Raw genomic sequence first — 22,605 nt, 5'->3', positions numbered from 1 at the left:
GCTTACTTGACCACGAAGCGAGCCACGTTGTCACGCGTGTTCGCAATATCGAAAGGCTCGCCACGCACGGTCACCTTGGTGCCCTTGGCATTGCCCACGATCACGGACAGGGGCAGCGTGCCATCGGCCGTCACGGACTCATCCTTGGCCAGAGTCTTCTCCAGCACCACCTTGCCGTTGGCATCCTTGACCTTGACCCAGGACTGAACCGTGGCCGTCAACTTCAACACCGCAACCGGTGCGTCGGCCACAGGGGCTTCCACCGCTGTCGTTGCCGGTGCAGCTGTCGCGGCCGGCACAGCCACCGGTGCCACCGCCGCAGATACTCCCGCATCGCCAGCCGAGCTGCCAGCCGGCGCCTCGCCGCTTGTGGAGGCAGCGCCCAGCACCACGCCGGAACCCGCGTCGGCAGCGCCTGCAGCAGCCGCCGAGTCCGTGCCCTGCGTCACGGCAGACGCCTCATCGGCACTCTGGCGCATAGGCACAAAATACACGGCAGCAGCCGCCACCAGCAGCACCACCACGCCGGCCACCACCTTGCGTGTGCCATTTTCGCTGCCGCCCAAAGGCGTGCCGGTGCCCTTGAAGCTGCGGCGCTCTCTCACGGTCTCATTGATGCCCGGGCCGCCGTTGGACAGGCTCTTGAGCTGGGTGCGCGGCAACAAGGCCAGCACGGGAGCCGGATCCAGTTGCAAGCTGCGGCACATGCCCATGGCCAGTGCGCGCATGAAGACATGATCGGGAAACGCCGCGTAATCGTCATCTTCCAGGGCCTGCAGCTTTTGCTGGGGCACTTTCAGCGTGGCAGCCATACTGGGCAGCTGCATACGGGCGGCTTCACGCGCCTGGCGCAACATGGCACCGGCGGTCACCGGAGCGGACTCTTTTTCTTCGCTTTGCATATTCACCTCATCCACCACACCGTCACTCATTGAAGGCTCCCCGCTCATACGCCAGCCACTGGCGCGACTGAGGGAAACGGCGCTGCAATTGCTCAGCACCCAGACGCACTCCAATGTCGTCGTGCAATGCCCTGTCGATCTTGATTCCCAGCCACAGACTGTCTGCGCTTACCTGATTGTTATTGGTATTTGCACGGCGCAGATAAAACTGCGCTTTCTGAGGCTCGCCTTTTTGCCACAGCACCTGGGCTAGGTTGTAAGCCGTGACCGGATTGCCCGCATCCATCTCATAGGACTGGAACATGGATTGGTATGCGGCATCGAGCTGCCCGGCCTGCTGATAGCAAATGCCTTTGGCCAGCAAAGTCTTGGAGCGCTCCTGATAGCGGGGCTGCTGCAAGGCCTTGTCAAACCATTGCTGAGCGCTATCGAATTTCTTTTGCTGACACAGCAGCCAGCCGTAGTTGTGGATCTGGTTGCCATCGTCGGGATGGAATTCCAAGGCTTTTTTCATTGCCACATCGGCCTTGGACCAGTCTTGCTGCTGCATGAAGATCAGGCCCAGCAAAGCGTAGGCGTCTGCGTAATTGGGGTTGGCCGACAGCGCCTGGCCTACCTCTTCCAGGGCCACATCCAGGCGGCCGGCCTGAAAGTAGCTGGCGGCCAGCTCCAGGCGAATCTGGGCGCGCTTGTGCGCATCTGCAGCCACCGGGAAAGCCGAGGAGTTGCTGGCCGCAGCAGGCTGCGGCGCAACCGGCGACTGAGGCTGATTGGAGCAACCCATCAAGGCAGCGGTCACAACCGGAATTCCCCACCGGGCCCAAAAGTCCCAATGTTGCCAACGCGGTTGCCGCTCCACTGCCTTCATGTACTTCCCTTTGTTTTAGCCCTCAAGACACCTGCTTGAGGGTGATGATGCGCTGCTTGGCCATGCGCTCTGCAGCGCGTGTCCTGTCCTTCACATCCCCGGCCAGCTGACCGCAGGCGGCATCGATATCGTCACCGCGCGTCTTGCGCACCGTGGTCACAATGCCGGCATTGCTCAGCAGGCTGGCGAACTCGGTCACCCGAGCATTGGGCGAGCGCAGCAGCCCCGAAGCCGGGAACGGATTGAACGGAATCAGGTTGAACTTGCACCAGTTCTTGCCATCGCCGCGCGCGCGCACCAACTCTATCAGCTGACGCGCATGCTCAGGCTGATCATTGACGCCATCGAGCATGCAATATTCAAAGGTGATGAAGTCACGCGGCGCAAAGTCCAGATAGCGCACGCAGGCATCGAGCAGCTCGACAATCGGGTATTTCTTGTTCAGCGGCACCAGGTTGTCGCGCAATGGATCGTTGGGCGCATGCAGGGACACGGCCAGAGCCACCGGAGCATCCTGCGCCAGACGATCCATCATGGGCACCACACCCGAGGTGGAGACGGTGACGCGGCGGCGCGACAGGCCATAGCCGTGATCGTCGAGCATGGCACGCAAGGCGGGCACCAGAGCCGTGTAGTTCTGCATGGGCTCGCCCATGCCCATCATCACCACGTTGGAGATGATGCGTTCGTCGGTGCCAAAGCGCTTGCGCAGCGAGTGCTCTGCAAACCACAGCTGGGCCAGAATCTCGCCCGTGGTCAGATTGCGGCTGAAGCCCTGATGCCCCGTGGAGCAAAAGCGGCAGCCCACGGCGCAGCCAGCCTGGGACGAGATGCACAGCGTGCCACGATCGTCCTCAGGAATAAATACGGATTCAACGGCATTGCCGTCACCCACATCGAACAACCACTTGACAGTGCCGTCAGTGGAGACATGTTCCGTCACCACGGGCAAAGCGGTAATGTGGGCCCGGCTTTTGAGCTTTTCGCGCAGGGACTTGGCCAGATCGGTCATCTGGTCGAAATCGCTGGCGCCACGCTGGTGAATCCAGCGAAACAGCTGCGTTGCACGGAAACGCTTCTCCCCGAGCTGCTCGCAGTATGCGGTCAGGCCTTCGAGGTCAAAATCAAGCAAATTGGTAGTCATATCGGCAGGTGGCGAGGCATCAAACAACCTTGTAGAACCACGCCGTGGTGAGCATTTTCGGCGCTGACACCGGTTTCGCCCAGGCGAAACCCTGGCGTCAGCGAGAGCATGCTGTGAAGCTTGCGTGGATTAACGCGAGTAAACGTTCATGCCGGGGAAGAAGAAGGCAACTTCCACAGCAGCGGTTTCAGCAGCGTCAGAGCCGTGCACGGCGTTGGCGTCGATGCTGTCGGCGAAGTCGGCGCGGATCGTGCCCTTTTCAGCCTTCTTGGGATCGGTAGCGCCCATCAGTTCACGGTTCTTCAGGATGGCGTTTTCGCCTTCCAGAGCCTGGATCATCACGGGGCCGGAGATCATGAAGTCCACCAGGTCCTTGAAGAAAGGACGGGCAGCGTGCACAGCGTAGAACTGTTCGGCTTCCACGCGCGACAGGTGCACCAGCTTGGCAGCCACAACCTTCAGGCCAGCAGCTTCGAAGCGTGCGTAGATTTGACCGATCACGTTCTTGGCAACTGCGTCGGGCTTGATGATGGAGAGAGTGCGTTCGATAGCCATGGTGTTAATTCCTAATCAGGGTTACTGTGGATTTTTGCCGGAAAAGCAAAACCGTCGATTTTAACGGTGCCGTTATAGACCTTGGCAATACGGCACCACTCAAAATTTCAGTCCCCAGAAGAATCTGGGGAATACCGTATCAGCGGCGGCGCTTGGCGCCCGGGGCGCGCTTGGCGGTCTGACGGGCACGCGAGAGGCTGTCGCCACCGATATAGCCCACCGAGGTGCGCATGGGATCCGGTTGGCTGCTCTGCCCTTGTTGGCGACCACCGCCGCCCTTGCCCGAGCGGTTGTTGGCATTGGCCGAGGGCTTGGCGGGCTGGCGCTCATCGAACAGACCCACAGGTGCCGGACGGTTGCCATCCCACTCGCCACGGCGCTGACCACCACCTTCACGGCGACCGGTCTGGGGGCGATCGGCGTTGAAGCCACGAGCACCACCGCGGCCATTGCCACGACCATTGCGGTCACCGCCACGGCCGTTACCAGCCGAGCGGTCCACGGGAGGACGCTCCTTGACGCCGGCCACCGCCATCAAGGCGTTGATATCGGCCTGATCCAGTTCGACCCAGGCACCGCGCTTCAAACCGCGGGGCAGCATCATGGCGCCGTAGCGGATGCGAATCAGACGGCTCACGGCGTGGCCCACGGACTCGAACATGCGACGCACTTCGCGGTTGCGGCCTTCGGAGATGGTCACGCGGTACCAGTGGTTGGCACCTTCGCCGCCGCCGTCTTCGATGGAGCCAAAGCTGGCAACACCGTCTTCCAGCTGCACGCCGTCCGTCAGGCGCTGCTTTTCTTCCTTGCTCAGCGCACCCAGCACGCGGGCTGCGTACTCGCGCTCCAGACCGAAACGGGGGTGCATCAGGCTGTTGGCCAGCTCGCCGGAGCTGGTGAACAGCAGCAGACCTTCGGTGTTCAGATCCAGACGGCCTACCGACTGCCACTTGCCGTGCTGCAGCCTGGGCAGCTTGCGGAACACCGTGGGGCGGTTTTGCGGATCGTCATGCGTCACCACCTCGCCCACGGGCTTGTGGTAGGCGATCACACGGGCAGGCGGCGGATCGATGCGAAAGCGAATCGGCTGGCCGTTGACCTTGACCACATCGCCGAACTGCACACGCTGACCCACGTGAGCGGGTTCGTTGTTGACGGAGATGCGACCTTCCAGAATCAGCTGTTCCATCTCCAGGCGCGAGCCCATGCCGGCCTGAGCCAGCACCTTGTGCAGCTTAGGCGAATCGACCTGGGGTGCCAGCACGCGCTTGGCGGGCATGGCGTTGTCGTCTTGCTCGTCGGCATCGAACTCGCCGGAGATCACATCGTCAAAGTCATAGCCTTGCGATGCGTTCTTGGCAGACTTGATGTGATTTAGGCCTTCAGCCTGCTCCACATCAGCTCCATCAGCTTCTGTTTCGATAGCGTCATTCAACACTTCAGGCAGCTCTTGCTCCATAGCGGCCACTGGGGCGCTGGTACGGGGCTTGGCAGGCTCACGCTTGCGCGCAGGCTTTGCCGCAGCAGCCTTGGCTTTGGCCTTGGGCTTGACCACGCGGGGCTTGCGGGGCTTTTTTTCGACGGCAGGAGTTGCTTGCGGCTCGTCTTGCATCTGGGTCGATGTCTCGTTGTTCATTGAGGTTTCCCTTCGGCGGCGCTTTTCTCGCCGTCATCCAAATTCTGTTCATCGTCAGCACCGCCTTCAGCGTCGGTGCCGTAGTCATCTTCCAAAAAGGCGCGCAAGCCCAGCCATTCCCGGCGTGCCGGCTTTTCACCAGCGCCTGCACCCGCCATCGCCTCCGGCTGCGCCTTGGCAACGGACTGCACCTTTTGCGGCTTCGCCTGCTTTTGCGCTACTTTTGGCGCCACCGGCCCGGGCACTGCTGCCTGGGGCGCGATCGGCACTAATTCCTGAATCTCCGGCTCAGGTTCTGGCGCAATCCCTGTCTCAGATTGCGGCGCTGCCTGCAACTGCAACTCAGGCACTGCATATGCAGGCTCGGGCTCCACCACAGACTCCAATTCATCGTCCAGCACCACGGCCGCCATCTGCGCCGCAGCAGTCTCCTCACTGTCGCCATCCGGGGCCGGCTCGGCCTCATCCACCGCAGCGGCCGGATTCACGGCCTCCACAGCGTTCAAAGCCTCCGACAACTCCAGCACCGGGCCATCGTCGGCCTGCTCGGCCTCGGCTGCCTCACCTTGCGGCTCGGCTTCCTGCTGACCTTCTTCCAGCGCCTTGAAAAGGCTTTGCTGGCTTTGGGTTTCCTCCAGCATGGGCAACTGGTCCAGCGATTGCAGACCCAGATCGTCCAGAAACTGGCGGGTGGTGGCAAACAGCGACGGACGGCCCACGGTTTCCCGGTGACCGATCACCTCGATCCAGCCGCGGTCTTCCAGCTGCTTGATCAGCAGGCTGTTGACCGTCACACCCCGAATATCTTCAATGTCTCCGCGCGTAACCGGCTGACGGTAGGCAATGATGGCCAGCGTCTCCAGTGTGGCGCGCGTGTACTTGGGCGGTTTTTCGGGGTGCAGCCGATCCAGGTAAATACGCATCTCGGGACGGCTTTGAAACCGCCAGCCCGATGCCACCTGCACCAGCTCCACCCCTTTTTGTGACCAATCCTTTTGCAGATCGAGCAACAAATCCTTGAGGGTATCCGAACCCAGCACGTCATCAAAAAGTGAGCGCATCTCGCGCAGTGTCACTGGCTGTAGAGCACAAATCAATGCTGTTTCAAGAACCCGCTTGGCATCTACCGTATTCATAGGCGCAGCGTTTCGGGAGAGGCTGTCGCAACCGCAAGCCGGTGGGACGCCAATTTCAATGTAGAGAGGAAGCGCCCCATCAATGCCATCACGTGTCGATGGTCAGAGGCTTTCCGGGGGATTGTAACGCAGGCCCCAATTATCCAGTGCCGCCGTCATGTCTTGCGGCAGCGGAGCATGCAGAACCAGGGGTTTGTGCGAGACCGGATGCTCGAAGGCCAGCCTGAAGGCATGCAGCGCCTGGCGCGTCAGACCGCCTTGCGGCTGTCCGCCATACACGCTGTCGGCCACCAGCGGATGACCCAGTGAAGCCATGTGCACCCGGATCTGGTGGGTGCGTCCGGTATGCAGGGTGCAACGCACCAGACAGCGCTGATCATCGCCCGCCAGCCAGTCAAAATCGGTGCGCGCAGACTTGCCGGCATTCACCGCCAGATCGACCACGGCCATGCGCAGACGGTTGCGCGGATCGCGGCCAATAGGCGCATTCACCTCGCGGTGCTTGCGCGGCCCCCAGTCCTTGTGGGCAATGGCCAGATACTGGCGGCTGACATCGCGCGCCGCAATCATCTTGACCAGCGCATCCATGGTGGCGCGGTTGCGCGCCACCACCATCAGGCCGCTGGTGTCCTTGTCCAGGCGGTGAACAATGCCGGCGCGCGGCACCTGGCGGGCTTTCTCGTCGCGGGCCAGCAGGCCGTTGAGCAGCGTACCCGTCCAGTTGCCGGGAGCCGGATGCACCACCAGGCCCGCAGGCTTGTTGACCACCAGCAGATCGTCGTCCTCATAGACCACGTTCAGCTCCATCGCCTCGGGCTGGAATGCCATGGATTGCTGGGTGGGCCGCATTTCCACGCGCAGCCGGTCGCCCACATTGACCTTGGCCGAAGGCTTGGCCAACGGCTTGCCGTTGAGCGTGACAGCGCCATCGGCCAGCAGTTGCTGCAGATAGTTGCGCGAGAACTCGGAAACCCCTTGAGCCAGCACCTTGTCCGCACGCTGGCCGTGGTACTCGGCCGTGACCAGCAGATCGCGGATTTCGGTTTCGCCGTCCGACGCTGCCTCATCGGCACCTTCATCCCACAATGCCTGGGCCAGCGCCTGGGCGTGGGCCGCCACCTCGTCAAAGGTCGAATCCCCGCCAGAAGACACAAGCCCCTGCGAGGCAGGGGCTTGTGATGCGGGCTTGCTTTTCTTTGCTTGAGCCATGCTTGAAGCAGATTTAGCGCGCAGGCAGATAGCGCGAAGGATCGACCGGCTTGCCCTGGCGGCGCACTTCAAAGTGCAGCTTCACGCGGTCGGCATCGGTGCTGCCCATCTCGGCAATCTTCTGGCCTTTTCTGACCGACTGGTCTTCCTTGACCAGCAGGGACTGGTTATGGGCGTAGGCCGTCAGATAGGTGTTGTTGTGCTTGAGGATGATCAAGTTGCCGTAGCCGCGCAGGCCGGCACCGGCATAGACCACACGACCGTCAGCAGCAGCCACCACCGAGTCGCCGGCCTTGCCGCCGATGTCGTAACCCTTGTTGCGGGCTTCGTCAAAACCGGACAGCAGGCTGCCGCTGGCAGGCCAGATAAAGTTCACATCATCCGCACCCTTGGCTGCAGGCACGGTGGCTGCAGGCGTGGGCGCAGGTGTTGCGGCGGGGGTTGCCGCAGGCGTGGCAGAGGACGCAGCACCATTGCTGCCAACCACCACGGGAGCAACACCGCGACCGGATGAAGTCGACGACGCAGCCGTAGCCACAGGTGCGGGCGGAACCACACGCACCACTTGACCGACTTCAATCACATTGGGATTGTCCAGATTGCTCCAGCGAGCGATGTCTTTCCAGCTTTGACCGTGCTCCAGGCCGACCTTGATCAGCGTGTCACCGGGTTTGATGGTGTAGTAACCAGGTTTGCCAGCGTTTTCGGCGCCCGGCAAAGGCTTTTCCGACGCTGCAGATGAGGAGGCCGACTGTCCGCGATCCTCCACAGGAGCCCTGTTTGCCTGGGTCGAGCAACCGGCAAGAATCACACCTGCCAGCACAACCGTACCCCATGCACCAAGACTGCGCGATACCAACATAAGCTATTTCCTTCTAGGCGATTCCCGATTTTAGAGGGACAAAGTTCACCGCTTCCAAAACCGACTGTTTAAACCCGTGTGAACTCTTGTCAATCACCAGCAGCGCCTGCTTGCCCGCAGACACGACCACGGGAGCCACAAGACGTCCGCCCACGGCCAGCTGATCACACCAGGCATCGGGGACAGCAGCACCGCCGGCGGCGCAAATAATGCCCGCATAGGGCGCGCCGCTGGCAAAGCCTTGCATGCCGTCGCCCAGGATCAGATGCGCATTGGCCAGGCGCCACGGTCGCAAATTGTTACGCGCTTTTTCGTGCAGACCGCGCAAGCGCTCTATCGAATACACCTCTTTGGCCACCATGGCCAGCACGGCGGCCTGATAGCCGCAGCCCGTGCCTATCTCCAGCACCCGCCCCAGCCCGGCCTTGCCAGCTTCGGAATTGAGCAGCAACTCGATCATGCGGGCCACCACACTGGGCTTGGAGATGGTCTGTCCCAGACCTATGGGCAGACTGGTGTCCTCATAGGCCTGATTGACCAGGCCGCTGTCGACAAAGCGGTGACGCTCCACCGTGGCCATGGCATGCAGCACGCCAGGATGGGCAATGCCTGCCGCCTCCAGGCGCTGGGCCATGCGGGCGCGCACGGCCGCCGAGTCCAGACCCAGGCCTACCGCAGGTGAGGGCGCGCGCATAGCCGCAGCTATTGCAGGAGCACGGCTTACCGCCGCACGACCGGCCGGTGCCGGCTGGGCCGAGCGCGCAATCCATCCCGGCACCGGCCTGGGAGGACGCTCGCTCATAGCGGCTCCTTGGCCTGGGCGACAGACTGCAACCTGGCTGCGGTTTGCGCCCAGTAACCGAGGTTGTCGTGGTCCGTCAGATCGACCTTGAGCGGCGTCATGGACACATGACCGTGCGCCGTGGCATGGAAATCCGTGCCTTCGGAATCATCCTTGGCCGCGCCGGCGCTGCCTATCCAGTACATGGTCTCGCCGCGCGGGCTTTGCTGCTGAATCGCCTGCTCTGCCGCATGGCGGCGACCCAGACGGCACAGCTTGGCGGGCTTCAAGGCCGACAGCGGCATATTCGGGATGTTGACGTTGAGCAGCCAGGGCATGTCGCCAATCAGCTGCTGGGCCTGCATGTCCTGCACCATCTGGCGGGCGGTGGCCGCAGCGGCCTCCAGCTCGGCCCAGCCCTTGTCCACCTGCGAGAAGGCGATGGCGGGAATGCCGAACAGAAAGCCCTCCATGGCCGCGCCCACCGTGCCCGAGTAAATCGTGTCGTCGCCCATGTTGGCGCCGTTGTTGATGCCCGAGACCACCAGGTCCGGCCGGTAACCCAGCAGCCCTGTCAGCGCAATGTGCACGCAGTCGGCCGGCGTGCCGTTCACATAGCGAAAGCCGTTATAGGCCTTGTGCACATACAGCGGCGCATTCAGCGTCAGAGCGTTGGATTTGGCGCTGTTGTTGTGCTCAGGCGCCACCACTTCCACTTCGGCCACAGTGCGTAAAGCATCGTGCAAAGCCACGATGCCGGGAGCCTGAAAGCCGTCGTCATTACAAATAAGAATCTTCATGGATACAGCAAGGATTGCCGGGGCATTGTAGGCGGCGGATTCGTCACGGGAGAGACACGCAGCATTCGCACCACACTTCTATCATCTGCGGCGACATCCTGGCATCCGCTTTACATCGAATTGCCGCCTCACTGCGCCCTCCCCTCACACTTTCTGGAGACATCATGCACGCTTGGCTTTGCACCACCCCCACTGGCGTCGAAACCCTGCGCTGGACGGAGCTGCCCGTACCCACGCCCGGCTCCGGTCAGGTCTTGCTGGAGCTCAAGGCCGCCAGCCTGAATTTCCCCGATCTGCTGATCGTGCAGAACAAATACCAGATCAAGCCGCCCCTGCCCTTCGTGCCAGGCTCCGAGTACGCGGGCGTGGTGCAGGCCGTGGGCGAAGGGGTCAAGCACCTCAAGATCGGCCAACGCGTGGCCTGCCTGTCGGGCACGGGAGGTTTTGGCACGCATACGCTGGCGCCTGCCGCCATGTGCATGCCGCTGCCCGAGGCGTTCAGCTTTGTGGATGCCGCCGCCTTCATCATGACCTATGCCACCTCGCACCACGCGCTGATAGACCGCGGCCAGCTCAAGGCCGGTGAGACGGTGCTGGTGCTGGGCGCGGCCGGCGGTGTGGGCACGGCCGCCATCCAGATTGCCAAGGCCGCCGGAGCACGTGTGATTGCCGCCGCCTCCACCGATGAAAAATGCGCGCTGTGCAAGGCCCAGGGGGCGGACGCCACCATCAACTACAGCCAGGGCGATCTGCGCCAAGCCATCAAAGCCGCCACAGACGGCAAAGGCCCGGACGTGATTTACGACCCCGTGGGCGGCGACTTTGCCGAACCAGCTTTCCGCTCCATCGCCTGGCGCGGCCGCTATCTGATCGTCGGCTTTGCCTCCGGCCCGATTCCCTCGCTGCCGCTGAATCTGGCTCTGCTCAAAGGTGCCTCGCTGGTAGGCGTGTTCTGGGGCGATTTTGCCAAACGTGAGCCGCATAACAACGCGGCCATGATGCAGGAGCTGGCCCTGTGGTACGGCCAGGGCAAGATCAAGCCCGTGATCGACCGCACCATGGCCATGAGCGAGCTATTTGCCGCCTATGAGCGCATGGGCTCGCGCCAGGTGCAGGGCAAACTGGTGCTGGTCAACGGGTAGCGTCAGCTAGCTGCGGCTCTGCCACACTAAGGCCCCTACCCCACCACAAGGACTTTTCTGTTCATGGCCGAGCGCACTCCTGCTGACCTTGCCCGCGAAACCCTCAAACTGCTGGCCTTGCGGCGCCTGGCGCCCACGCCGCAAAACTACACGGCGGTGTACGAGGAAGTCTGCGGCCAGCCCACGGCCGCCAGCTTTCCCCAAGGGCCGCTGCGCCATATCCTGGCCCTGCTGCCGGCGCAGACGCCGCGCCAGAAGCGGCTCAACCAGCAACTGGCCCAGAGCATAGAAGAGCGCAGCTGGCCTGCGCTGCAGCAGGTGCTGGCGGCTTTTGCCAATATCGAGCTGGAGCTGCATGCGCACAGCCATCCCACGCTTCAAACGCCGGAGCTTGCGCCACCCGAGCCCGACGCGCTGCTGCCGGTGCCGCTGGGCCAGGAAATCCTGCGCTATCTGCAATCGCTGCTCGGCCTCTTGCCTGCCGCCCAGGCTCAGCCTCTGGAGCAGGCACTGGCCGAGGTGCTGCATGCGCCTGAGATATCCAGCAAAAAACTGCTGCAAGCCTTTAAACAACAGCGCAACAAGCTATTGTTTTTGATAGCTGATCAACAGCAGCTGCAGCAGCAGATGGATGGCTTTGTGCAGCTCAGCGGCCGGCACTGGCAGCAAGAGGCCGTCTCCAGCCCCTGGCTGGCGCCCGCCGCCCAGGCCTTGCAACAGGCACTGACCCCGCCTTGCTCGCCCAGCCAGCTGAGCACCGCCTTGCAGCAGCTGCGCGAGCTGATGCTGCTGCGCCTGCAGACCCAGGACCACTGGGAGCAGGCCGAGCACCACTTCAGGCAATTGCTGACAGCCTTGAGCGAGCAACTGGCGGGCACGCAGCAAAAGCAAAGCGCCGCAGGCCGGCAGCTGGAGCAGGCTGCTGCGCAGCTGGCCGACTCCAGCCGCCCGGAACAAGCCAGCGCCGCCTTGCAGCAAGCGCTTACCGCCACACAGCTGCTGGCCCGCAGCCAGCAGTTGGCGCAAACTCAGTTACAGGATTTGCAGCAGCGCGCCGATCAGAGCGAGGCCCAGATCGAACAGCTGCGCCAGCAACTGCAAGCCGCGGCCCAAAGCAGCCGCATCGATGAATTGACCGGTCTGCCCAACCGCCTGGGCACAGCCGAGATGCTTGAGCGCGAAGTGGCCCGCGCGCGCCGCCATGGCAAGCCTCTGTCCGTGGTGCTGCTGGACATGGATGGCATGCGCGCCCTCAACCAGGAACACGGCCAGGCTACGGGCGATGCGGCGCTGCAGCATTTCGCCCATATCGCCCGCAGCCAGTTGCGCCCCGAGGATGTGCTGGGCCGCCACGACGGTCAGCGTTTTTTGCTACTGCTGCCGGAAGCCGCCGAAGCCCATGCCGTGCCGGCTGTGCAACGCCTGCAGCAACAGTTGCAAACCCATGCCTTGCTGCAAGCGGACTCGCCGCTTTTGCTGAGCTTTGGGGCCGGAGTTGCCCAGTTGCAGCCGCATGAACAGTCCATGGACCTGCTGCGCCGCGCCGATGCCGCCATGCTGGCCGCCAAACAGCGCGGCCCGCGCAGCATTGCCGGAGCACAGGAACTGCAGACGCCCGCGGCTGCTGAATAATTTCATAGCATGTACAGCACACCCACATTGGATAGACGCCGATTTTTGATCACATCCAGCCTATCCAGCGCCCTGGGCAGCCTGCCGGCCTGGGCACGCCAGGGCGAAGCTCTGCGCCACAACCCTTTCACGCTGGGTGTGGCCAGCGGCGATGCCCAGTCCGACAACGTGCTGATCTGGACCCGGCTGACGGCAGCGCTGGACTATCTGGGCACGGACGCCGTGCCCGATCTGCCGCCCATGGAGGTGCACTGGGAGCTCGCGCATGATGCGCAGTTTCGCCAGCCTGTGCGCCGAGGCAGCAGCGTGGCCAGACCGGAATCCGGCCATGCGCTCCATGTGCAGATCGACGGCCTGGACGCCAGCCATTGGTACTTTTACCGCTTTCGCTGCGGCGAGGCCTTCAGCAGCACGGGCCGCTGCCGCACGGCCCCGGCCGCGGGTGCGGCCGTGAAAAAGCTGCGCCTGGCCTTTGCGTCCTGCCAGCGCTGGGAGCACGGCTTCTACAGCGCCTGGGCCGATGCAGCCCGGCAGTCGCCCGACATGGTGTTGTTCCTGGGCGACTACATCTATGAATACGCCCAGCCCGCCAAGCCCGACGGACTGGCCCGCCCCCAGCCGCTGCGCACGGCCCAGACCTTGCAGGACTACCGCGACCGCTATGCCTTGCACAAAAGCGATGCCCATCTGCAAGCCGCCCATGCCGCATGCAACTGGTCGGTGATCTGGGACGACCATGAAGTGGAGAACGACTATGTCTCCGAATATGGGCGCGGGAACAGCGCTCAATTTCTGGCCAGACGCATGGCCGCCTGGCAGGCGTTTTATGAAAACATGCCGCTGCGCCTCCAGACCTTGCAGCCCGGCTTTCAAGGCCTGAGCCTGTACCGCACGCTGAACTGGGGGCAGTTGGCCCGCATCCATCTGCTGGACGGGCGGCAAGACCGCGATCTCCAGGCCTGCCGTCCGCCCTGGCAGGCCAGCACCGGCACCGTCAACCCCGAGCAATGCAGCGCCCTGTATGAGCAGGCCCGCAGCTTTCTGGGCTGGGATCAGGAACAATGGCTGTACCGGCAGTTGCAGACCGACTCAGGCCAGCATGCCGCCGCAGCACGCTGGAGTCTGCTGGCGCAGACCACGCTGTTCTCGGCCCGCCATCAGCCCAGCGGCAGGCAATCGACCGACACCTGGGACGGCTACCCCGCCGCACGCCAGCGCCTGGTGCAGCAAGTCGGCCAGAGCCTGCCGCGCAACAGCGTGCTGCTGGGCGGCGACATTCACCAGAACTATGTCTGCGCCATTCCAGCCCAGGCCGATAGGGAACCGGGCCGGGCCAACCCCATTCTGGCCAGCGAGTTCTGCGCCACCTCCATCAGCTCGCACAGCGGCACCACCCAGGCGCGGGTCGATGCCATCGTGGCCCACAACCCGCAAGTGCTGTATGCCCGCTGCGACGAGCGCGGCTACAGCCTGGTGGAGATCACCCCTCGCAACATGACCACCGAGCTGCGCGCCGTAAGCAACCCTCTGCAGGCCGATAGCAGCGTCTACACCCTGGCCCGCTTTGCGGTGGAAGACGGCAGGCCCGGGCCGCTCAAGATCTGAATCCACTCGGGAGAGTCTGAATCCAGATCAATGAGCGCTGCGGCATACTGCCGGACATGCCCAGCCTCAGCCCTCACCCCGCTTCTGCCGCCGCCCTGGTTGCGGCCTTGCTGCTCAGCGCCAGCCTGGCGGGCTGCGGCCTGCCGCCCATGCCGCCACGTGCCGCAAGCCAGGCCCTGGATACGCAGCAGGCCCTACAAACACGGCTGGGCCAGGCCTTGCAGCCGCTGCAGCAGGCCCACCCCGATCTGTCGGGAATTCATGCGCTCAGCGATGCCTATGCTGCCTATGCCGCGCGCGCCCTGCTGGCCCGCGCGGCGGAGCGCACGCTGGATGTGCAGTACTACATCTGGCGCAACGACATCACCGGCCATCTGTTGTTTGATGAGCTGCTGCGCGCGGCGGATCGCGGCGTGCGCGTGCGCCTGCTGCTCGATGACGGCGGCACCTCGGGTATGGACTCCATGCTGGCTGCCCTCGACCAGCATCCCGCCATCGAGGTGCGGCTTTTCAACCCGTTTGCCCTGCGCACGCCCAAATACCTGGGCTATCTGACCGAGTTCTCGCGCACCCAGCGGCGCATGCACAACAAGAGCTTTACGGCCGACAGCCAGGCCTCCATCGTGGGCGGGCGCAATATCGGCGACGAGTACTTTGCCGCCACCGACGGCGTGCTGTTTGCCGACCTGGATGTGATGGCCATCGGCGCCGTGGTGCCGTCCATCAGCCGCGAGTTTGATCGCTACTGGGCCAGTGCCTCGGCCTATCCGGTGGCCAGTCTGCTGCCCGTCATGCCCGACTATGCCGTGCAGCATGCTTATGAAGGCCTGCACGCAGATGCCAGCCGCCCCGAAGCCCAGGCCTATGTGCACGCCGTGGCGCAAAGCCGCTTCAGCCAGGATTTGGTGGCCGGCAGCCTGCCTCTGCAATGGGCGCCCGCCACTCTGGTCAGCGACGATCCGGCCAAGGTGCTGAGCCAGGCCCAGCCCCAGCATTTGCTGCTGCCCCAGCTGCTGCCGGTGATTGGCGAGCCGCAAAAGCAGCTGGATCTGATCTCACCCTACTTTGTGCCCACCGAGGCCGGCGTCAACGCCTTTGCCCAGTTGCAGCGTCAAGGCGTGCGCGTGCGCATTCTGACCAACAGCCTGGAGGCCACGGACGTGGCCGCCGTACACGCCGGTTACGAGAAATACCGCAAGCCGCTGCTGCAAAGCGGGGTGCAGCTGTATGAAATGCGCCGCCAGCTGGATCTGCGCCCGCAGACTGCGGCCGCGCAAGCAGCTGCTGCGGCGGCGGCCAAGGGCGAAAAGCGCGCCGCGCCTTCTCCCGCCGCCGTCGGCAGCGGAGCCGGCAGCTCCGCCGGCAGCTCGGGCGCCAGCCTGCATGCCAAGACCTTTGCCATTGACGGGCAGCGCCTGTTTGTGGGCTCGTTCAACTTCGATCCGCGCTCGGCCCTGCTCAACACCGAGCTGGGCCTGGTCATAGAAGACGCTGCCATGGCGGGCGAGATCACGCAGTCCCTGGATCAACACCTGCCGCGCATGGCCTACCAGGTGCAGCTCAACGAGAAGCAGCAGCTGAGCTGGACCAGCCAGAACCCGCAGCCCCCGCATGAGAAGCAGACCACCACCACCGAGCCCGGCACCACTTGGTGGCAACGGGTCATGGTGCGCATACTGAGCTGGCTGCCTATTGAGGGCTTTCTATAGAGGGCTTTCTGTGAAGCCGCGTCTGGGCCTTTAATCCAGCCGGATCGAGGGACGCAGGCGCGAGTTCATCAGGTCGATCAGCCATAGCAGGCCGCCGCGCCAGAAGCCGTACAGCCGCGCCTGGTGCGAGCGGTACAACATGATGTGGCTGAGCATGGCCAACCGGCCGCGAATCACGCCGCCGTTGAACAGGCCGAACTTGCCCAGCGAGCCATAAGCGTCGTACTGCGCCAGCGAAACCAGCGCACCGAAATCGCGGTAGGCAAAGCCCACGGGCTTGGCGCCGGGGCGCTCCAGCAGATGCGGCAAAGTCTCGATCAGATAGCGCGCCTGCTGGTGGGCCACCTGGGCCGTGGGCGGCAGCGGCGACTCCTGGCCCGGCAAGGTGTAGCTGGCGCAGTCGCCCAGCGCGTAAATCGCGGGGTCGCTGGTCTGCATCTCGTCGTTGACCAGCAGCTGATTGCTGCGCGTGGTCTCCAGGCCCAGCTGGGTCAGGAACTCCGGCGCCTTCACGCCCGCCGCCCACACGCGCAGGCTGGCGGAGATCAGCTCGCCATTGGCCAGCTCGAAACCCTGGGCCGTGGCAGTTTTCACCCGGCCGCTCACGATGACTGAAACTCCTAGCGCTTCCAGCCGCAGGCGCGTGGCTTCGGAAATCTCCTCGGGAAAGCTGGGCAGCACGCGCGGGCCGGCCTCGATCAGCACGATGCGAAATTTGGCGGCCACGCCAAGCGCTCCGTAAGCGGTAGCACTCTCCGCAAGCTGCACCAGCTCTGCAGCCAGTTCCACCCCGGTGGCACCGGCGCCCACGATAGCCACTTGCAACTGCTCGCCGCTGGTCATGCACTGCACCATGCGCAGGCGAATCTCCTGATTGAAGGCATCGGCCTTGCGGCGCGAATCGATCATGAAGCAATGCTCGGCCACACCGGGCGTACCGAAGTCATTGGCACCGCTGCCCACGGCAATCACCAGCTTGTCATAAGGCAGACGGCGGCTGGGGACGATCTCGCGGCCGTCGGGAGCCTGTATGGGCGCCAGCAAAACCTCCCGGCGGCTGCGATCCAGCCCGCACATCTCGCCGGGCTGGTAGGCAAAGTGGGCATCCGTGGCCTGGGCCAGATAGGTGGTCTGCTGCTGGGCCAGATCCCGTGTTCCGGCAGCAATCGTGTGCAGCATGGGCTTCCAGACATGGGCGGAGTCGCTGTCCACCAGCGTCACCGTGTCGATGCAATCGCTTTTGAGCTTGCCCAGGGCCGTGGCCACCTCCAGCCCGGCCACGCCGCCGCCCACCACCACAATGCGCGCCCCCTTGCCGCTGTGCCCCGCCGGTTGCGCTTGCGGCTTTTGAATGGCTTGCGCCGCCTGCTCTTGTGCCTTGGTCATGAAGAGTCCCTAGCTTGTGTCAGCACCCGTTGGCCGGTCGCCGATCACCGATTGCAAAAATGGAAGCTGCAAACCTTGATCGGGTTTGCTCTGCGTCAATTCTTCTTCAGTTTTGATAGCAAGAAAATCAATGTGGATATGGGCAATTCGGATGATATATATCTAATAGAAGACTTAATCCCCAGCAGGCGGTAATTGCCAAAAACTTTGCCTTCCATGCAGATTACGCATCGACAGAACCCATATTCAGCTTGCGCCGGCCGCTATCAAATTGATTAGCGCACTGCAGGCCCATGGCTCTCTTTTAGCCTTGTCCTTTTGTTTGCCATGTCAAGCACAGACAAACCCGGCCACCAAACAATGCGATTTGCGTTTGTCAATATACGAAACGTATATCGACCGTATGATGCCCGGCCATGGGAATCGTCAAAATTTCAGATCAGTTGCACGACCAGATCCGTGTCTCCAGTGCGGCCCTCGGCCGCTCCATCAATGCACAGGCAGAGCACTGGCTGCGTGTAGGCCAGTTGGCCGAGCACCACCCCCAGCTCAATTACGAGGGCATCTGCGCCTTGCTGCTGCAGCAGGCCGAGCGCGAGCTGTTGCCTTCGCAAAGCTATGCAGCCGACGCTGCTGCGCGCCGCCCGCGCCCGGTTCGTCTGGTGGGAGGCATGCAATGAAGCGCGGCAAGCACAAAGTCGTGCCCATCAACGACGCCAGCGACATTTTTCTCTCGCGCAAGGCCGGCGGTCTGGCAGCCAAGGTGCTGGCCATGCTCACGCCCCATGTACAGCCCGGCGTGAGCACGCAAGACCTGGACCAGCTTTGCCATGACTACATAGTCAACGAGCTCCAATGCGTGCCCACCAATGTGGGCTATCACGGCTTTCCCAAGACGGTGTGCACCTCGGTGAACCATGTGGTCTGCCACGGCATCCCCGATGCCAAGCAAATCCTCAAGGAAGGCGACATCATCAACGTGGACGTGGCCGTGACCACGCCCGAGGGCTGGATTGGCGACACCAGCCGCATGTATTACGTGGGCCAGCCCAGCAATCTGGCCAAGCGCCTGGTCAACACCACCTACGAAGCCTTGCTGGCCGGCATTCATGCCGTCAGGCCCGGTGCCACGCTGGGCGATGTGGGCCATGCCATCCAGACCGTGGCCCACCGCGAGCGCTTTTCCGTGGTGCGCGAGTATTGCGGTCACGGCATCGGCAAGGTTTACCACGACGAGCCTCAGGTGCTGCACTACGGCACGCCGGGCCAGGGCCTGGTGCTGCAGCCGGGCATGATCTTCACCATCGAGCCCATGCTCAACGCCGGCAAGGCCGCCACGCGCGAGCTGGCGGACGGCTGGACGGTGATCACCAACGACAAAACGCTCTCCGCCCAGTGGGAGCATATGGTGGTGGTCACGGAAACCGGCTTTGATGTGCTGACCGCCTGGCCGGAAGGCACGGGCGACTACCCGGCCATCTGAAGCCCCGGCCCATGTGCGCACAAGCCAGCACGGCCTGCAAGCGCAGACCGCCAGCACCAGGGAAATGCGCAGGGATTTGCAGGCCGCCTCTCGCGCGGCCGGCACTGTGCCACTACATTCGGCAACCATGAGCAATTATGTGTATCTGGGCCTGGCCATCATGACCGAGGTGGTCGCCACCTCGTTTCTCGCAAAATCGGACGGTTTTACCAAGCTGGTCCCCACCGGCATTGCCCTGGTGGGCTATGCCATCTCGTTTTACCTGCTGGCGCTGACGCTGCGCGTGGTGCCCACCGGCGTGGCCTACGCCATCTGGTCGGGCGTGGGCATTGTGCTGGTCTCGGCCGTGGCTTACTTCTGGCAAGGCCAGAAGCTGGATGCCCCGGCGCTGATAGGCATGGCCATGATTGTCTGCGGCGTGCTGGTGATCAATCTGTTTTCCAAGACCGCCGGTCACTGACCGGTTTCGGGCTCCAGCTCGGTCAGATCCTGCAGCCAGTGCATGCTGGCGCGCAGCTCTTCAGGGCGGATTTCATGGGCGCCCGCATATTCGTGATAGCTCAGTTCCAGCGGCAGCGCGCCCAGTTTGTCGCGAATGGCATGGGCGCTGGTCAGCGGAATCACGTTGTCATAGCTGCCGTGGCTGACCCAGGCGGATTTACCTTCAAACGCCTGCGCCGGCGCATGCAGATGAGCGATCTCGGGCAGCAGGCGGCTATGCCAGATGACGGCGGCGCGCAGCGTCTGCGGCTGGGTCAGCAACTGGCTCAGCGCCATGATGCCGCCCTGGCTGAAGCCGCCCAGCACCACGTGCTCCGGTGCAACACCCAGCTGCTGTGCGGCCTGCTCCACGGTTTGCTGCACCAATGCGCGCGCCTGCTGCTCCTGCGGCGCATGGATATGGCGCACGCCATCGGCGCTGACCGTGAACTGAAACCAGGCAAAAGCGCCCTGGCCCAGAGCAAACGGTGCGCGCAGGCTGATCACATGGAACTGCGGCGGCACATAGGCAGCCAGGCCGAACAAGTCCTGCTCATTGCTGCCCACGCCATGCATGAGCACCAGCAACCAGGCGGGCTGACCGGGCGCAGGCTGGGCGGGACGCTGTAAAAAGCCCAGGGGCAAAGAGGTCGGAGGCAGAGAAGTCATGGCCGGCTCCATAAGGTCGTGAAATGGGCTAGGGCAGTAATTTTAGATAAAAATCGGCTCAAGCCCTTGTTGATCATGCGCAACCAGCTATCAAATTCATAGAAAGCCAAACAGGTGCGTTGGCGCAGTGATTGTGGCCCTCAATGCCTAGCCCTGCCTGTTCAAGCAGGTTTTGATAGCAGCTGACGCAAATCGGCGTTCGTTTGCCGCCACAAATTTTCTATAGACCCGGCGACTCAGCCTAGGTCCACGGGACGCTTGCGCGTTGCTTTGATGCCGGAGCGCAGATTCTTTCCCTGCAGCCGCCGCTGCTGCGAAGCGCGAGTGGGCCGCGTGGCCTTGCGCCGGCGCGGCTCGGTAGCCACCGAAGCCACCAGAGCATTGAGACGCTGCAGCGCATCCCAGAGGTTGTGCTCCTGGGTTCGGTATTTCTGCGCCTTGATGACCACCACGCCCTGGTCGGTGATGCGCGAGTCGCCCAGCGCCAGCAGCCGCTGCTGCACATCCTGCGGCAGGCGCGAGGCCGGCACATCAAAGCGCAGATGCACGGCACTGGCCACCTTGTTCACGTTCTGGCCGCCCGGGCCTTGCGAGCGTATGGCCGTCCAGGCAATATCGGCCTCGAACAGCTCCAGATGAGCGGGCAAGGGCGCAGTCATGACAACACCTTCATGCCAGCGCCTTTTTCAGCGCGGCACAGAAAGCGGCCGGCGCCTCATGCTGCGCCCAGTGGCCCACGCCCTCCAGCGTCTGCCAATGCAGATCGGCAGCGTACTGGCGCTGCATGGCGGCCCGCAGCTCCTGCAGGCGCCCGGTATAAAGCGGATCTTGCTCGCCATAGATGGCGGCCAGCGGCATCTTCAGCTTGCCCAGGGCCTGGGCCAGGATATCGGTCTGCGACAGGCGGCGGCGCGGCAAGCGGTCGCGCCCCACGTTCAGCGCATGCAGGGCCAGAGTCTCTTCGTCGATCAGGCTGGAGTCATGCAGCATCAGTGCCGCCAGGTTGTAGCGGTGCGCTTCCATCTGCGCCTGCAGTCCGGGCAGATGGCGCCAGCCCTTGAGCCGCACGGCCTTGCCCTCGGTCAACCCCATGCCGGGCGCGCCCACCAGCACCAGGCGCGCGAAGAGCTGCGGAAATTCCGCCGCCATCAGCCCTGCCGCCATGCCGCCAAAGGAAAAGCCCAGCAGATCGCATACGGGCGCCGGCTGCGCCTGGCCCAGCAACTGCTCGATGCCGTAGGCGACGGGGGCCAGCATGGTGTCCACATCCACACCGCCGGGCACCGCGTCGGCTTCACCAAAGCCCGGCAGATCGGCAAGCCACAGCGTGTAGCCGTTCAAAAGCAAGGGCTCGATCACCCGTGCCCAATGCGTCCAGCTGCCGCTGCCGCCATGCAGCATGACCAGAGGCCGCGCCTGTCTGGCCACGCCGGCCGGCGGCTGCCAGCCGTGCCAGACCATGCGGGCACCGGTGTCGGCTTGTGGGCTCAGGGCCGTGGTGACACGGCGGCTTTGCGCCTGCAGTCTGAGCAAGGACTCGGGAACCGCCAGGCCCAGCTGCTGCGCCGTGCAGGTCAGGGAGCGGTCTTCCAGACTCTCTTCGGCAGCCACCATGGAAATACCAGTTACCACTGGGCCACCGCATCAATGGCCAGGCCGTAGCCCGCCACGCCAAAACCGCACATCACGGCGCGGGCAGCGGCGGCCAGATAGGAGTGGTGACGAAAGCTCTCGCGGGCATGGACATTGCTGATGTGCAGCTCCACCAGCGGCACGCCCGTGCCCTTGACGGCATCGAGCAGCGCCACGCTGGTGTGGGTGTAGGCGCCGGCATTCATGATCACAGCGGCCAGCTCGCCCTGAGCGTGCAGACGGCCAGCCTCATGTACCCAGTCCACCAGCTCGCCTTCGTGATTGCTTTGGCGAAACTCCAGCTTCAGTCCGTGGCGCTCGCAAGCAGCGCTGCATAGCGTGTTGACGTCCGCCAGCGTGGCCGAGCCGTAGATGGCGGGCTCACGCATGCCCAGCAGATTGAGATTGGGGCCATTGAGGACAAAAATGGTTTTCACGGCGACTGCTCCATTGCTTGTATTGCTTGTATTGCTTCTGATCGGCCTGCATTATGCGAGCGCCGCTCTGCTATCGCAGCAAGCCGGACCCGGCGGTCAGGCAATGCAGCATGAAAAAAGCGGCTGCACAGGCAGCCGCTTTGGATGGAGGGAGCGCAGCCGAGCAGCAGCCCGGCTTAACGACCGTGGTGGTGGTGGTGACCCCGGTGTCCATTCCAGTAGCGGGGGCCGCCGCGGTAGTAACCATAGCCAGGAGCCACGTAGACGGGCGCAGGCACGTAGACGGGACGAGGCTGGTAATACACGGGTGGGGGCGGAGCGTAGTACACGGGGCGTGGAGGCGCCATATAAACCGGTGGGGGAGGCATGTACACAGGTGCGCCCACGACCACGCCGGGCACACCGATACCCACCGACAAGCTGACACCACCATGGGCCTGGGCAACGCCCGCAGCCATCAGACCGGCGACAGCGACGGTGCCTGCGGCCACCAACTTTGCAATCCATCCGGCAGTTGCTTTGAACATCACAATCTCC

General features: G+C 63.5%; 23 protein-coding genes. 7 read left to right on the top strand and 16 right to left on the bottom strand.

The annotated features are described in order from the left end of the window. Positions 1-2: 2 nt before the first annotated feature. The 10 genes from ACNAZA_RS07175 to surE form a co-directional block, all read right to left on the bottom strand. Positions 3-932 (bottom strand): helix-turn-helix domain-containing protein, encoded by a 930-nt coding sequence (locus ACNAZA_RS07175; RefSeq protein WP_415795817.1) that lies wholly within the window; start codon positions 930-932, stop codon positions 3-5. After that, positions 925-1,701 carry a type IV pilus biogenesis/stability protein PilW gene (pilW, locus tag ACNAZA_RS07170; protein ID WP_415795816.1) on the bottom strand — a complete coding sequence of 259 codons (777 nt, stop codon included), beginning with the start codon at positions 1,699-1,701 and terminating at the stop codon, positions 925-927. Before pilW ends, ACNAZA_RS07175 begins: the two co-directional genes overlap by 8 nt. A gap of 91 nt (positions 1,702-1,792) precedes the next feature. Continuing rightward, complete coding sequence (gene rlmN / locus ACNAZA_RS07165; RefSeq protein ID WP_415795815.1) at positions 1,793-2,914, bottom strand: dual-specificity RNA methyltransferase RlmN; 1,122 nt, start codon at positions 2,912-2,914, stop codon at positions 1,793-1,795. Between the two features lie 129 nt (positions 2,915-3,043). Then, positions 3,044-3,469 carry a nucleoside-diphosphate kinase gene (gene ndk / locus ACNAZA_RS07160; protein WP_120969498.1) on the bottom strand — a complete coding sequence of 142 codons (426 nt, stop codon included), beginning with the start codon at positions 3,467-3,469 and terminating at the stop codon, positions 3,044-3,046. Positions 3,470-3,608: 139 nt separating this feature from the next. Then, positions 3,609-5,105, bottom strand: a complete 1,497-nt coding sequence (locus ACNAZA_RS07155) for a pseudouridine synthase (RefSeq protein ID WP_415795814.1) — start codon at positions 5,103-5,105, stop codon at positions 3,609-3,611. Continuing rightward, entirely contained in the window at positions 5,102-6,241 is a 1,140-nt protein-coding gene (gene scpB / locus ACNAZA_RS07150; RefSeq protein ID WP_415795813.1) for an SMC-Scp complex subunit ScpB, read from the bottom strand. Before scpB ends, ACNAZA_RS07155 begins: the two co-directional genes overlap by 4 nt. A 102-nt stretch (positions 6,242-6,343) precedes the next feature. Then, positions 6,344-7,450, bottom strand: a complete 1,107-nt coding sequence (locus ACNAZA_RS07145; protein WP_415795812.1) for an RluA family pseudouridine synthase — start codon at positions 7,448-7,450, stop codon at positions 6,344-6,346. A gap of 13 nt (positions 7,451-7,463) precedes the next feature. After that, positions 7,464-8,312: a peptidoglycan DD-metalloendopeptidase family protein gene (locus tag ACNAZA_RS07140; protein ID WP_415795811.1), complete on the bottom strand. Its 849-nt coding sequence runs from the start codon at positions 8,310-8,312 to the stop codon at positions 7,464-7,466. A 13-nt stretch (positions 8,313-8,325) separates the two neighbouring features. Beyond that, on the bottom strand, positions 8,326-9,114 hold the full coding sequence (locus tag ACNAZA_RS07135) for a protein-L-isoaspartate(D-aspartate) O-methyltransferase (protein WP_415795810.1): 789 nt from the start codon (positions 9,112-9,114) through the stop codon (positions 8,326-8,328). Beyond that, positions 9,111-9,893 carry a 5'/3'-nucleotidase SurE gene (gene surE / locus ACNAZA_RS07130; protein WP_415795809.1) on the bottom strand — a complete coding sequence of 261 codons (783 nt, stop codon included), beginning with the start codon at positions 9,891-9,893 and terminating at the stop codon, positions 9,111-9,113. Before surE ends, ACNAZA_RS07135 begins: the two co-directional genes overlap by 4 nt. Before the next feature lie 164 nt (positions 9,894-10,057). Here surE and ACNAZA_RS07125 point away from each other — a divergent pair, with 164 nt between their 5' ends. The 4 genes from ACNAZA_RS07125 (at position 10,058) to ACNAZA_RS07110 (ending at position 15,981) form a co-directional block, all read left to right on the top strand. Next, complete coding sequence (locus ACNAZA_RS07125) at positions 10,058-11,035, top strand: NADPH:quinone oxidoreductase family protein (protein WP_415795808.1); 978 nt, start codon at positions 10,058-10,060, stop codon at positions 11,033-11,035. 63 nt (positions 11,036-11,098) lie between these two features. Next, a complete protein-coding gene (locus ACNAZA_RS07120) occupies positions 11,099-12,667 on the top strand; it encodes a GGDEF domain-containing protein (protein WP_415795806.1) in 1,569 nt (522 codons plus the stop codon). A gap of 9 nt (positions 12,668-12,676) precedes the next feature. Continuing rightward, entirely contained in the window at positions 12,677-14,272 is a 1,596-nt protein-coding gene (locus ACNAZA_RS07115; RefSeq protein ID WP_415795804.1) for an alkaline phosphatase D family protein, read from the top strand. A gap of 56 nt (positions 14,273-14,328) precedes the next feature. Further along, positions 14,329-15,981 carry a phospholipase D family protein gene (locus tag ACNAZA_RS07110; RefSeq protein ID WP_415795802.1) on the top strand — a complete coding sequence of 551 codons (1,653 nt, stop codon included), beginning with the start codon at positions 14,329-14,331 and terminating at the stop codon, positions 15,979-15,981. Between the two features lie 30 nt (positions 15,982-16,011). On the opposite strand, the gene ACNAZA_RS07105 is transcribed toward ACNAZA_RS07110, so the two are convergent. After that, entirely contained in the window at positions 16,012-17,367 is a 1,356-nt protein-coding gene (locus ACNAZA_RS07105) for an NAD(P)/FAD-dependent oxidoreductase (protein WP_415795801.1), read from the bottom strand. Between the two features lie 416 nt (positions 17,368-17,783). On the opposite strand from ACNAZA_RS07105, the gene ACNAZA_RS07100 reads away from it, so the two are divergent. From ACNAZA_RS07100 to ACNAZA_RS07090, 3 genes are all read left to right on the top strand, one after another. After that, positions 17,784-18,047 carry a ParD-like family protein gene (locus ACNAZA_RS07100; RefSeq protein ID WP_120969532.1) on the top strand — a complete coding sequence of 88 codons (264 nt, stop codon included), beginning with the start codon at positions 17,784-17,786 and terminating at the stop codon, positions 18,045-18,047. Next, the gene (gene map / locus ACNAZA_RS07095) at positions 18,044-18,850 is read left to right on the top strand and encodes a type I methionyl aminopeptidase (RefSeq protein ID WP_120969535.1); all 807 of its coding nucleotides are present in this window, start codon (positions 18,044-18,046) and stop codon (positions 18,848-18,850) included. Before ACNAZA_RS07100 ends, map begins: the two co-directional genes overlap by 4 nt. A 127-nt stretch (positions 18,851-18,977) precedes the next feature. Next, on the top strand, positions 18,978-19,310 hold the full coding sequence (locus tag ACNAZA_RS07090) for an SMR family transporter (RefSeq protein ID WP_415795800.1): 333 nt from the start codon (positions 18,978-18,980) through the stop codon (positions 19,308-19,310). On the opposite strand, the gene ACNAZA_RS07085 is transcribed toward ACNAZA_RS07090, so the two are convergent. The 5 genes from ACNAZA_RS07085 to ACNAZA_RS07065 form a co-directional block, all read right to left on the bottom strand. Further along, on the bottom strand, positions 19,304-19,999 hold the full coding sequence (locus ACNAZA_RS07085; RefSeq protein WP_415795799.1) for an alpha/beta hydrolase: 696 nt from the start codon (positions 19,997-19,999) through the stop codon (positions 19,304-19,306). The two genes, ACNAZA_RS07090 and ACNAZA_RS07085, sit on opposite strands and share 7 nt — an antisense overlap. Before the next feature lie 236 nt (positions 20,000-20,235). Next, complete coding sequence (arfB, locus tag ACNAZA_RS07080; protein WP_120969538.1) at positions 20,236-20,658, bottom strand: alternative ribosome rescue aminoacyl-tRNA hydrolase ArfB; 423 nt, start codon at positions 20,656-20,658, stop codon at positions 20,236-20,238. A 10-nt stretch (positions 20,659-20,668) separates the two neighbouring features. Then, positions 20,669-21,613 carry an alpha/beta fold hydrolase gene (locus ACNAZA_RS07075; protein ID WP_415795798.1) on the bottom strand — a complete coding sequence of 315 codons (945 nt, stop codon included), beginning with the start codon at positions 21,611-21,613 and terminating at the stop codon, positions 20,669-20,671. A gap of 11 nt (positions 21,614-21,624) precedes the next feature. Next, positions 21,625-22,068 (bottom strand): type II 3-dehydroquinate dehydratase, encoded by a 444-nt coding sequence (gene aroQ, locus ACNAZA_RS07070; RefSeq protein WP_415795797.1) that lies wholly within the window; start codon positions 22,066-22,068, stop codon positions 21,625-21,627. A 176-nt stretch (positions 22,069-22,244) separates the two neighbouring features. Beyond that, positions 22,245-22,595, bottom strand: a complete 351-nt coding sequence (locus ACNAZA_RS07065; RefSeq protein WP_415795796.1) for a hypothetical protein — start codon at positions 22,593-22,595, stop codon at positions 22,245-22,247. Positions 22,596-22,605 lie beyond the last annotated feature (10 nt).

The sequence above is a fragment of the Comamonas aquatilis genome, assembly GCF_965139575.1.
Lineage (GTDB): Bacteria > Pseudomonadota > Gammaproteobacteria > Burkholderiales > Burkholderiaceae_C > Comamonas > Comamonas aquatilis.
This window is presented reverse-complemented; position numbering and strand designations above follow the sequence as displayed.